The 13,538-nt window shown below is 28.0% G+C and carries 10 protein-coding genes and 1 other annotated feature; all 10 genes read right to left on the reverse strand.

Features of this window, described 5'->3' with window-relative positions:
* Positions 1-26 precede the first annotated feature (26 nt).
* A complete protein-coding gene (locus tag KGF36_RS09785) occupies positions 27-830 on the reverse strand; it encodes an amino acid ABC transporter substrate-binding protein (RefSeq protein WP_227828504.1) in 804 nt (267 codons plus the stop codon).
* Positions 831-955: 125 nt separating this feature from the next.
* Positions 956-1,215, reverse strand: a binding site (T-box leader).
* 85 nt (positions 1,216-1,300) lie between these two features.
* The gene (locus KGF36_RS09790) at positions 1,301-2,608 is read right to left on the reverse strand and encodes a hypothetical protein (protein ID WP_227828503.1); all 1,308 of its coding nucleotides are present in this window, start codon (positions 2,606-2,608) and stop codon (positions 1,301-1,303) included.
* Positions 2,609-3,140: 532 nt separating this feature from the next.
* Positions 3,141-3,293 carry a hypothetical protein gene (locus tag KGF36_RS09795; RefSeq protein WP_227828502.1) on the reverse strand — a complete coding sequence of 51 codons (153 nt, stop codon included), beginning with the start codon at positions 3,291-3,293 and terminating at the stop codon, positions 3,141-3,143.
* A 53-nt stretch (positions 3,294-3,346) separates the two neighbouring features.
* Positions 3,347-3,787, reverse strand: coding sequence for a SufBD protein (locus KGF36_RS09800; RefSeq protein WP_227828501.1), 441 nt, complete (start codon positions 3,785-3,787; stop codon positions 3,347-3,349).
* A 344-nt stretch (positions 3,788-4,131) separates the two neighbouring features.
* On the reverse strand, positions 4,132-4,509 hold the full coding sequence (locus KGF36_RS09805) for a C-GCAxxG-C-C family (seleno)protein (RefSeq protein WP_227828500.1): 378 nt from the start codon (positions 4,507-4,509) through the stop codon (positions 4,132-4,134).
* An 86-nt stretch (positions 4,510-4,595) separates the two neighbouring features.
* A complete protein-coding gene (locus KGF36_RS09810) occupies positions 4,596-5,090 on the reverse strand; it encodes a methylated-DNA--[protein]-cysteine S-methyltransferase (RefSeq protein WP_227828499.1) in 495 nt (164 codons plus the stop codon).
* Positions 5,091-5,236: 146 nt separating this feature from the next.
* The gene (locus KGF36_RS09815; protein ID WP_227828498.1) at positions 5,237-9,493 is read right to left on the reverse strand and encodes a 2-hydroxyacyl-CoA dehydratase; all 4,257 of its coding nucleotides are present in this window, start codon (positions 9,491-9,493) and stop codon (positions 5,237-5,239) included.
* Positions 9,494-9,881: 388 nt separating this feature from the next.
* Positions 9,882-11,051 carry a hypothetical protein gene (locus tag KGF36_RS09820; protein WP_227828497.1) on the reverse strand — a complete coding sequence of 390 codons (1,170 nt, stop codon included), beginning with the start codon at positions 11,049-11,051 and terminating at the stop codon, positions 9,882-9,884.
* 380 nt (positions 11,052-11,431) lie between these two features.
* The gene (gene gap, locus KGF36_RS09825) at positions 11,432-12,448 is read right to left on the reverse strand and encodes a type I glyceraldehyde-3-phosphate dehydrogenase (protein ID WP_227828496.1); all 1,017 of its coding nucleotides are present in this window, start codon (positions 12,446-12,448) and stop codon (positions 11,432-11,434) included.
* A gap of 466 nt (positions 12,449-12,914) precedes the next feature.
* Positions 12,915-13,523, reverse strand: coding sequence for an NUDIX hydrolase (locus tag KGF36_RS09830; RefSeq protein ID WP_227828495.1), 609 nt, complete (start codon positions 13,521-13,523; stop codon positions 12,915-12,917).
* Positions 13,524-13,538: the final 15 nt, after the last annotated feature.

Genomic DNA, 13,538 nt, shown 5'->3' on the forward strand with positions numbered 1-13,538 from the left:
CCCCTTCTTAACAGCTAACTTATCTTTTATTTAAACCACTTATCATAAATTTTGTCAAAAGCTCCATCTTTTTTCATTTCTTGTAATGTTTCATTTATTTTCTTACAAAGTTCTGGATTTTCTTTAGATGTTGCTACAACATAATCTTCTAATCCAAAATCTTCTTTTAATACTTTATATTTATCTTCACCTTTTTGTCCCATATAGTATCTAATTAAAACTTCATCACCAACAACTGCACTAGTTCTACCTATTTCTAAGTCTCTAAGTGCTTTATCATAAGTATCATAAAGAACTGGAGCTCCACCCTTTAAGCTATTCATAAAATCTTTATCTTTTTCTACTGCATCAAGAGCTGTTGAACCTTGTTGAGTTCCAACTTCTTTATCTTTTAAATCAGCTTTTGTATTTACTTTTGAATCACTTAAAGTAACTATTATTTGTTTATTTTGTAAATAAGGTTCTGTATATGATACTATTTTCTTTCTCTCATCTGTTATAGAATATCCATTCCATAATACATCTACAGTTTTTGAATCGTTTAACTCTGTTTCTTTCATTGACCAATCTATTGGTTGAAATTTAACTTTCATTCCAAGTCTCTTAAATGTCTCTTTTGCTAAATCAACATCAAATCCCACTGTTTCTCCTTTTTCATCTAAAAATCCCATTGGTACAAATGTATTATCAAATCCTACAATTACCTCTTTTTTTGATGTATTTGAAGTATTTTTATCCTTTTCATTATCTGATTTTGAACAACCTGCCATTCCACTTACTAAACCTAACATAATTGTAAATAATCCTAATTTTTTTAATATATTTTTCATAATATTCTCCCTCATCTTTTAAATTTTTAAATATTTTGATTATTTTAGAAAAAATGTATCTGTTGCAATATAATTTTCTGCGCGCTTAAAAAATTATATTAAAAAACTCCCGTCTCTAGCTATTGCTAGAGGACGGGAGTTAAATCTCGTGGTTCCACCTCTGTTCATTAATGCCTCACGACACTAACCTCTTTAAGTACAATAAAATTATACTCTAGCACTATAACGGGTGCAAGGATACCGGAAAGCTCCTAATAAAGTATTTTTACTCTTTCAGAGTCCTGCTCAAAGATGTGTTCAAAGTAAAATCTATTGCTCCTCTCACCAATCGGAAACTCTCTGTTTAAGATTACTTACTTTTACTATTTCTTTTCGTAGCATTTAATGTTGTTTTGAATTCTTATTATGATATTGATTTTATATCATAAGGTAATATCTGTCAATATATATTTTAAAATAAATATAAAAATCTAATTCCAAGGCACAACTTCCACCTCACCATAACATCGTTCTACCAATCTATTAGAATACTCTCCTTTATATCCCAAAATAAAAAGCAAAACAAGCTCAATATATCTTGTTCCAATTGAAATTATATTCCAAATGTCTTCAACTTCTAATGTAGCTCTATGGGCTTTTCTACTTGGATGAACTATACTATTTCTTAAATAAATAATTAAATCTATTCCATCATCAAACTTCTTTTTTATCATATTGTCAAATATATCTAACTCATATTTACCATATGGTATCTTACATATATCAAGTAGAAGTCTGATATTTTTAGATGCCAAATTATGGTCAAAAGTTTCATCTGTAAGCACCTTATTCTGCTCTACTAGCATTACATATGACAAAGTTTCAAGTGCAATCTGTACAGATATTATATTATTTTCCATAGTCACACTTCCAAGAGACTCTATATACCAATCAACAACACTCTTTATCGCAGAACCATAATAAAAATCTTCTAATTTTTTACACATGAGACTTATATATTTTTCCATATTATGATAATTTGACAGCGTATCTGACCATGTTGGTACATATCTAAAAGGTGTTATTTGATTCTCATTCCAAATTCTATAAACTTCATTACCATTTCTATATCCTTTTGCCAAACAAAATCCAACATATCTGCCACACATAAAACTCAAGGCTGTTGCTATTCTATCTAAAAGATTTATTGTATTATTAGTTCTAAAAATTTTACCATCTTTTCTTCTAATCCTACCTATATGAGTTATTATTGCTCCAGATTTAGACTTCAAATCTGACTTTAATTCTTTTCTATAATCATACCGTTTATCTATAGTAACAACATAATCATTTATATCAAATTCAATCCTACCTGCATATACTTTATCATTGTATTTTATAAGTTTTCCAGGTATTTTATCTAAGTTTATTATATTAAAATCTACATGTTCAACATAAGAGTTTTTAGATTTTATACAATCATCATTGATATATCCTTCTATGCCAAAATCACTTAGAGTATTTATTGTTATAGAAATAATCTTATAACCATAGACCTCAAGAATAGCATTATCATAATCCAAAACTAAGTTATCATCTTCATTTTCTATATCTTCAATGCAACCTATATCTGCTTTAAAATTTATGGATATTGGAGGTGTCATTTTATAATAAATTTTTCCATTACATCTATATTTCTTATCTAAATATATGCAAAATCTACCTTTATAGATACTAATATCTTCATTGATATCATAGCTTAAATATGGTGATGTTATAGCATCATCAATTGCTTTCATTTTTGTTCCCACCTTTGCTTTTGTATAATAACATGGGGATTTCAGTTCTTTTTTATTTAGTAAAACCCAATCTATTATATAATTCAATATATTATTTTTATTAATTATGTATTTTATAATTTCTTATAAAAACAGTATCATTCTAGTATCATCGTTTGTTAGACACATTATGTATTTTTAAATTTTTTATTTATTAATAATACCTAAAGTGGATTGTAAGAAATCATTTTACTACCAAAGCTTTTATTCATTTAGATATTATCATTCATATATATACATTGTCAAAGAAAACATTTAATTTATCAAATATTTTCTTTAACAATATATTATCTATAATTTTATAAATAATACATTTAACAAACTGAATCTATTTCATTGAATGATTTTTCAAAATAAAAATGGTAGCTTTAATTTGTTATTTCAAAACTACCATTAAATTATGTATATTCTCTTTTAACATATAAAGCTTTTACTCATTACAACAATTTTTACTACTTTTATTTAGTCTATATATTCAAGCATATTATAATACTCATAAAATTGGAACCCAATATTCAATCAAACTTTTACCATCCTTATCAACTACATCCTGTATTGTTTCTAAATTAGTTTTCATAATGCCTCCTTCTAGTATGATTGTACATAATTCTGTCTTAGCTGTTTTCACATTTCTTGCTATTGTCAAAAAAATTAATCCCTAATGATGATATCAACTGGTAAAATTTAGATAATATATCTTTACTCAAGATTAGATAAAGTATTACTTATATCCTTTTCTACTAATGGTTTCATATTATCATTATAAATACTTATATCTGCATTACTTAATTCCCTTCTTATACGATGAATAAGTTGTTTCTTATATTTTGTAATATTAGGTAATGACTGAATAAAATTTCTCGCCACAGAAGGCTTTTTATCCACTATGTGACTTAGTATACTATCTATATTCATTTCAATTTTATTATCAGTATCCCACTTAGCATTTGCAACTATTAATGACAGTCCTCTTGTACGAATATATGAACTTTCATTATTAATCATCTCTAGAAAATAATCAAAGAAACAGTACGTAATGTTTGATTTTTTGCTTTCATTTTCTAGAAATAAAAAAGTTTTATATGCTTCAGTGTGATTTTTTGAACATAAGTCATTAATAAGCAAATCAATATTTTCCAATACTTTCATCTCCTTTGTAACAAATATTTATTTAAGCTGAGTATAACATAACAAAAAATAAATAGAAATAATTGAGATACCTATATAAATATTATCTGTTAATTAAGCTGATTTACATCAATGAATGCTAATACTCAACTGTCATTTAAATTCTGTTAATAAATAATATAACTTTTTTCTAAATTATACTAGCAAAAAGACGCTCCTTTCTGAGCGTCTTTATAATATAAAATCTAATATTCTTTTAAAGTTCATTGCGTTTTATTTGCAACTAATAAGTTATAATATAATAGACTTATTAAATATATTATATCAAATAGCTTATATTCTATAGCTTATATTTATTATAGTTCCTTTTTTAAAGTTTCTTTTAAACTATCATATGCAAAATCCATTATCTCTCTACATGCAACTAAATCTTTTTTTAAGTCTATACATAACTCTGAACCGTACTCATTTCTTACTGTTGTTGTCAAATCTTTAGCATATGCTTTAGCTTTAGTGCTTTCACCTTCATGGTTTCTACCTCTTACATATCCAATTATTATATTTGAGGCGTTTACTGCACCACATAAACTAGCAACTCCACAGCCTGAACCTAATCCACTACCTAAACAAACTGGTATATCTGTATTAAACTCTTCATTATATGCTTTTATAACTGACTCTGCACAATTGAACCCCTTTTCATGATATTTTGATGCTATAACTTTATTGCACATTAAAACTCCCCCTTATCATCGTAAATTAAAAATTTCTTCTAACATAATTATATCAAATATTAACAAAAAAATCACTTTTAACCAATTTAACTATTTTTTTCTAAATCTAATAATATTTTTTTTAAGTCAGAATGATTTCCCATATATCCACCAACATTGTTTTTACCAACAACTCTGTGACAAGGTATTATTATTGGGATTTTATTGCTTTTACTTGCTTGTCCAATTGCTCTAACAGACTTTGGATTATTTATATTTTGTGCTATTTCTGAGTATGATAGTGTTTTTCCATAAGGTATTTTTAACATTTCTTCATAGACAGATTTTTGGAATTCAGTACCATCAACACGTATTTTTAAATCAAATTTTTTTCTTTTTCCATTAAAATAATCGTCTATCTGATTTATTGCTTCTTTTAAATCTTCTTTACTTCTTTTTATATCTATTCCTTTTTTAATATATTCTTCTTTTAAATTATTAAATTTTTCATCTCCTATATCTACGCTAACTACAAAACCATCTTCACTCAATATGTACAAATTTCCTATTTTAGACTCATAAACATCATATACTAAATTCATATAACTTCCCCCCCTTTTATATTAGTATACATATAATTTTTCAAGTAATAAAGAGTTACCCTAAAAAATATAGAGTAACTCTTTTTATAATTATTAATATAATAGTAGCTTATTTAGAAAGCTATAAATTTTCAACATGTGAAACCTTAATCTTCTATATTTTTAAAAGCTTTAGAAAGCATAAGTTTTATCCTGTTAAGCTGATTCACCTCACTTGCAGAAGGGTCATAATCAATAGGAATTATATTTGCATTCTTATATAACCTTTTTAATTCTTTTATGGAACCTTTACCAATTATATGATTAGGTAAACATCCAAAAGGTTGCATACAAATGATATTTTCCACACCTTCATTTAATAATTCAACCATCTCACCTGTTAAAAGCCATCCTTCTCCAGTTTGATTTCCTAATGATACTACTGGTTCTGTATTCTTCGCAACTGTTTTTATATTTCCTGGAGCATAAAATCTTTTACTTTTATCAAGTGCTTTTTTATATACCCTTTGGTATATACTTGTTATGTATATAAAGGCTTCCCCTATCATTCTACTTTTTCTACTTCCTTCTAAATGAGTGTGCTTATAAATAGTATTAAACGCACAACTTAAAAAGAAATTTGTAAGGTCTGGTACAACTGCTTCGGCTCCTTCTCGCTCTAATATATTCACTAGATTATTGTTTGCAATTGGATGAAATTTCACTAATATTTCTCCAACTAAACCTACTTTAGGTTTTTTAATATCTAATATCTCTAGGTTGTCAAACTCATTTACTATCTCTTTTATATTTTTAGTAAATACAGAAATTTTAGCTTTGACAAGAGATTTTTTACATATATCAACCCATTTTTCATATAGAGCATTTGTACTTCCAATAACTTTCTCATATGGTCTCACTTTATAGAGTACTTTCATTAATAAATCTCCATACACAACAGCCATAAAAAGTCTATTGATTAATTTTAGCGATACATTATCCATTATTCCACTATCTTCTATTCCATTTACACTAAGTGCAATAACTGGGACATCTTTAAATCCTGCATCATACATAGCTTTTCTTAAAAATCCAATATAATTTGTAGCTCTACAACCGCCACCAGTTTGAGTTATTGCAACAGATGTATTATTTAAATCATATTTTCCAGACTTTAATGCTGTTATTAATTGACCTACTACTATTATAGCTGGATAACAAGCATCATTATTTACATATCTCAAACCTTCCTCAATAACACTACTATCTGTATCTTTTAAAATTTCTATCTTATATCCACTCAAATTTACAGCTTCTTCAAGAAATTGAAAATGTATAGGTGACATTTGCGGTGCTAATATAGTATGTTTGTTCGTTATTTGATTATTCTTTGCATACTGTATTCTATCTACTTTCATATTTTTTACATCTATATTTTTACTTTCTCTTTCAAACATAGCTGCTTTTAAAGACCTCATTCTTATCTTTGCAGCTCCTAAATTATTACCTTCATCAATTTTTATAATAGTATATATTTTAGATTTTTCATTAAGTATTTCTTGAACTTGGTCTGTAGTTACTGCATCTAAGCCACACCCAAATGAATTAAGTTGAACCAATTCTAAATAATTTTTATCTCTTACAAAACTAGCTGCTTTGTATAATCTTGAATGATAGACCCATTGGTCTACAACTCTAAGTGGTCTTTGCATATTTGCTAAGTGACATATAGAATCTTCAGTAAGCACTGCCATGTCTAAAGAATTTATAAGCTCTGGCATTCCATGATTTATTTCTGGATCTATATGATATGGTCTACCACATAATACAATTCCCTTTAAGTTTCTCTCTTTTATCTCCTTAAGTGCTCTTTCGCCTGCTGCTTGCATCTCCATTTTAAATGAATTTTGTTCATCAGTAGCTTTATCAACTGCATGATTAATTTCTTCCTTAGTTATATTTATACCAGTAAAACGTTTTGATAATTCCTCATGAAGTCTCTTTTTCAACTTTGCCTTATCATTTAAACTAATAAATGGATTTATGTAATTTATATTTTTGTTTCTTATATTTTCCACATTATTTTTTATTACTTCAGAATAGGATATTACAACAGGACAATTATAATAATTATCTGCACTTAAATCCTCTTTATTTTCATTGGTCACACTTGGATAAAATATATTTTTTATTCCTTTTGAAATTAGATTTTCTATATGCCCATGAACTAATTTCCCAGGATAACACACTGTTTCAGAAGCAATGCTAGTTATACCAGTTTCATATAATTGTTTTGATGACCTATCTGAAAGTACAACTCTAAATCCCATATCATTGAAAAATGTAAACCAAAATGGATAATCTTCATACATATTTAATACTCTTGGTATTCCTATCTCTCCTTTTTTTGCCTTATCTTTTTCTAATGGTTTGTATTTAAAAATCCTGTCATATTTATACTTAAATAGATTTATGGGGTTTTTCTTTTCTAAACCTATCTTTTTATCGCCATAAATGGCTTCTCCCTTCTCACATCTATTTCCTGAAATAAAAATTTCATTATCAGAAAATTTGTTTATTGTAAGAAGACAATGATTTGAGCATCCTTTACATCTAATTACACTTGATTCTAATTTTATACTATTCAATTCTTCTTTAGATAATAAAGATGTTTGATATCCACTTTCATACTTCTCTCTGGCTATAAGAGCTGAACCAAAAGCACCCATAATTCCAGAAATATTAGGTCTAATTACATTTTTGCCAATTAACCTTTCAAAACTTCTAAGTACTAAATCATTGTAAAATGTTCCACCTTGTACAACAATATTATTTCCAATCTCATTTAAATCTCTGATTTTTATTACTTTAAATAAAGCATTCTTTATTACAGAATAGGATAAGCCTGCTGATATATCTCCAACACTTGCTCCTTCTTTTTGAGATTGTTTTACTCTCGAATTCATAAACACAGTACATCTTGAACCTAAATCTACAGGACTTTGAGAATAGACACCTTCATGTGCAAATTCCTCTATTGTCATAGATAAAGAACTTGCAAAGGTCTCTAAAAATGAACCACAGCCTGATGAGCAAGCCTCATTTAATATTATATTATCAATTACACCATCTTTTATTTTTAAGCACTTCATATCTTGACCACCAATATCAAGTATAAAGTCTACATCTTTATTAAAAAATTTAGCAGCTTTATAATGTGCTATAGTCTCTATTTCCCCATTATCTATTTTTAATGCTTTTTTAATAAGCCCCTCTCCATATCCAGTTACAGTTGAACTCAAGATTTTAACGTCTTTTGGTAATATATCATATATTTCATTTATGACCTTGATTGTTGTTTTTAGTGGATTTCCTTCATTACTATTATAATAAGAATATACTAGATTCCCATCTTCATCAATAAGCGCGGCCTTAGTAGTAGTAGAACCTGCATCAATTCCTAGATAACAATTTTTATTAATTGAATTTATATCTACATAATCTATTTTTTCTTTTTCATGTCTTTTTAAAAATTCTTCATACTCATTTCTATCTTTAAATAAAGGTTCTAATAAATTTACCTCTCCATCTTCAATGTTTTTTATATTGTCTAGTTTTTCTATTAGAGATTTAAGTTTTATACTATCTTCATCTACTGATAATAATCCTGCTCCAATAGCAATATAAAGCTGTGCATCTTCTGGGAAAATTACATTTTCATCTTTTAAATCTAGTACTCTTTTAAAAGCTTCTCTAAGTTCAGATAAAAAATACAATGGCCCACCTAAAAATGCAACATTGCCTTCTATTTTTCTTCCACAAGAAAGAACACTTACTGTTTGTACGACAACTGCATTAAAAATACTCATTGCTATATCAGTCTGCTTAGCTCCATCATTTATAAGAGGTTGAATATCTGTTTTAGCAAAAACACCACATCTTGAGGCTATTGGGTAAATAACATTGTAGCCTTTAGCTAATTCATTTAAACCACTAGCATCTGTCTTTAAAAGCGAAGCCATTTGGTCTATGAATGCTCCAGTACCACCTGCACATATACCGTTCATTCTTTGATCTATTCCTCCACTTAAATAGGTTATTTTTGCATCTTCTCCTCCAAGTTCTATAACAACATCAGTTTCCGGATGGAAATATTCTATTGATTTTGTACTAGATATAACTTCTTGGACAAATTTCACCCCAAGTTTTTTTGAGATTCCAATTCCTCCTGAACCAGTTATTATAATGGTTGCATTTATATCTCCCAATTTTTCGTATATTCCATTTAGTACTTCTTTAACTGATTTCTTCACATCAGAATAATGTCTTTTATACTCTTTATGAACTATATTGTTATTATTAAGTACCACAACCTTTACTGTTGTAGAACCTACATCAATTCCTATATGAAATAATTCATCCATTGTACCCCTCCATACTTATATGCTTTTTTAATTTTTGTAAGTTCTATGGTTTTATTTTAAGTAAGTTATTTTATAATTTTTATGATTAATATTTTTGTTTTATGATTCTTTTATTAATCAATCTTACTCTACTAGGTAATTTCTAATCATACCTTTAAATTTTAAATAAGAACATATAGTTAGTGTACTAAATTTTGTCATAAATTTCTACAGATTTTTGTTACTTTTTACATAAATATAACTTAACTCTAATACCAATTTAATGTTCATATATTATAAAATATCTTCATTCAAAAAAAATAGTTGTCAGTACACAATTTCTTATTGCATATAGACAACCATTTTTTTGTATATTATTTTTTATTTTAATTATTTCTATTCATCATATTTATGATACGAGCATAAATATAAAGTGAGCTGCTGCTCCTGCACATAAACCACCTATTGTATGAGAAAGAATTGCTTTCCCAGCTAATTGTCTAGCGTTTAATGCATCCATCATACCAATATGTGTACTTAAATATCCACTCCAACACATACCCATTGCTGTAAATACTGCTATATCATTAGGAGTTATAGCTCCTGATTTTATAAATTCTGGAACTAAAGACATTGCTGCTCCAACAGCTCCTAATGAAGTTATAGGAAATGCTATTGCCTCTGGTGATGTAAATCCAAATAATGGCTCTAATATAAATCCAAGCTTATCTCCAAGAACTGGAAGTAATTTTATTCCTTCATATGCAGCTCCTGTATAAACCTCTTGACCTGTAACAGGGTCTGTAGATGGTCCAAAAGTTAGTAGCATAACTAATGTACACACTACTAGGACACCAGGGATTATAGCCATTCCCATGTCTACGCCCATCTTACCACCTTCAAGAATAGCATCTAAGCCTCTTTGGAATACATTTCCTTCTCTTATTTCTCTAAATTCAGCTTTTTTCTCTAATGTTCCTGCTGCTTTATCTTCTTCTGGATTATAGTTATAAAACTTCTTAGTAAATGTCAACATTATTCTAACACTTACAACACTACCTATTACTGCACCTAAGTTACCAATCAATGCTGGCAATACATATTCTGTACCTTGAGATATCATAAATGTTGTTAAGATAAGTCCCATACCAAAAGCTGTTCCTAAATTACATAGTGCTGGAACTTGATATTGTTTAAAATACTGTGTGAATGTTTTATCTTTAGCAAAAGGTATAATAGCTGGATTATCTGATAAATAAGTTGTTATAGCTCCTGCTATACTAGCACCAGGTAATCCATATAAAGGCTTCATAAATATAGCGAAAATTTTATTAATTAATGCTATTACTCCAAACTCTGAAAGTAGTGCGCTTAATGCGCCTGCAAGAACTGCCATAGCCATAATTAAGAAAACTGTCTCTAATAGTAAAGCATGTGCTGTACTCATTATTACTTTAAACATCATTCCTGCTCCCATAATGCTACCAACATAGCCAAATCCAACTATTAGTAATATTATGAAAACGAATGTCTCCATGCTTACTGCCTTAACCTGTCTCCTGTCTGTTAACTTCTCCATTTTGAATCATCCCTTCTTTTCTTTTGTTGTAAAGCTTAACAAAACCTTTTCTCTTTTTTAATTATACTTATAAATATTACTCTTTGCAACTTTATTTGTCATTTTTTTATCATATTTAAAATGAAAACCAGTATTCCAATAATAAAAATTTTTCAGATTTCTGCAAGTTTTCGACATATTATCTTTCATATATAAAATAATACAATTTCTTACTAAATAGACATATCCCACTCTAACGACCTAATATCCACTAACAAGTTGTAACTTGTATCTTTTACATGAACCAAAAAAGATTATGAAAAAATTTTTCCTTCAATATTTTTCATAATCTTTCTTTTATTTTTATAAAATTTTTTCAAAACTTTTTTTCAAGTTATGTACTATTTTAATTTTTCAGCTATATATTTTACCAAGTCAACAGTTCTTGAAGAATATCCCCATTCATTATCATACCATGAAACTACTTTGACCATATTGTCCTCTATAACCATTGTGGACAGAGCATCTATGATAGATGATCTTGAATCGCCTCTGTAATCTATAGAAACAAGTGGTTTGTCACAGTATCCTAAAACACCCTTTAATTCTCCTTCAGCAGCTTCTTTTAATACAGAATTCACTTGCTCAGCTGTAACGTTTTCTTTAAGTTCACATACTAAATCAACAAGTGAAACTGTTGGTGTTGGCACTCTAAGTGAAAAACCATTTAATTTTCCTTCTAATTGTGGTAATACTCTTGACACAGCTTTTGCTGCTCCTGTAGTGGTAGGTATTATAGATTCAGCCGCTGCTCTCGCTCTTCTCAAGTCTTTGTGGCTCTTATCTAATATTCTTTGATCGTTAGTATATGAATGTACAGTAGTCATTAAACCTTTTACTATACCAAATTTTTCATCCAATACTTTAGCAAATGGTGCTAGACAATTTGTAGTACAAGATGCATTTGAGATTATATTATGCTTTTCATTATCATATTGTTCTTCATTAACTCCAACAACTATAGTTATATCTTCATTTTTTCCTGGAGCTGTTATTATTACTTTTTTTGCGCCTGCTTTAATGTGTTTTTCTGACTTTTCTCTTTGTGTAAATAATCCTGTTGATTCTATAACTATATCAACCCCCAATTCTTTCCATGGTAATTCTTCTGGGTCATTGTATCTCAGTATTTTTATTTCTTTAGAGTTTACTATTAGTGTATCTTCATCCTTTGCTTCTACCTCACCTCTAAAAGTTCCGTAACATGAATCATATGTAAATAAATGTGCCAAAGACTCTGTTGTTGCTCTTGCATTTATGGCTACAATTTCTATATTATCTCCTAATTCTTCTTGAGCTATTCTCAACACAGCTCTTCCTATTCTTCCAAATCCGTTCATTCCTACCTTAATTTTCATTATGAAATGTCTCCCTCCATTACTATGTTTTTACATGATTATTGTACACTAAACAATTCATTTGTTCAATACTTTTTCTAGATTAAATAATTAAATTCTGTGTTTTTTTATTATCAAAAGACAATTAGTGTATCATTTTTATCTCTTTTAACCCTTATTTAGTATATACTTTTTAATATAAAGAGGCTAGAGGGACGTATTTTGCCCAATGTCCCTTGGGACATATTTCACCACCATTTTTTTGAATTTTTAAACTATATTTATATTTGAAAATACAATATGTATTAAAAGATTATCTCTCAACACAAAACATATAAGGATTACCTAAAAATAATCCTTGTATGTTTTTGTATTGATTACTTTACAGCTTAAAAAAATAAAACAAAAAAGAGATTATATCATTATATGAATAAAATAAATTTTTATACTTTACTCACTCACATAATACAATCTCTTTTCTGTATAATTATTCAAATAATTTAGTTCCTAAACTTACAAACATTTGTAAAATTAAAAATGCTTTTGTATCTATCTTATGATTACTCTGTAAAATTTCTTTTGCTTCATCTTGTGAAACTAAAATAGCTTCAATATCTTCATCTGGTTCTAAAAATTCATCAGTTATATTACCATCACATATACAGTAAACAAATGCAATCGATTCATCACTCATACCAGGAGATAGATAGACTTTCTCATTACTCTTATTTTTTTGAATTTCTAAAAGAGTAAGCCCAGTTTCCTCTCTAAGTTCTCTTTCAACAGAAATATCTATAGATTCACCCTTATCAATAAGACCTGCTGGCAATTCGTATATATATCCATTAATAGGTACTCTAAATTGTTTTATTAAAATTAATTTTTTGCTACTTTTATGAAGACCTACTATTGCGACTGCATCTGCACTATCTGCCTTATTTTCAAGATAAATACTTTTTAATTGCTCACTGCTTTTTCTTGATGCTACCATCCATACCTTATCTTCATCTAGCTTATTTTTATACTCAATTTCAAAAAGTCCCATAAACTTACTTTCAACCAATGGATTTATATTCTTTATTATAGTTTTTTTCAAATTTACTACGACCTC

The organism is Clostridioides sp. ZZV14-6009, from assembly GCF_020658095.1.
Classification (GTDB): Bacteria; Bacillota; Clostridia; order Peptostreptococcales; family Peptostreptococcaceae; genus Clostridioides.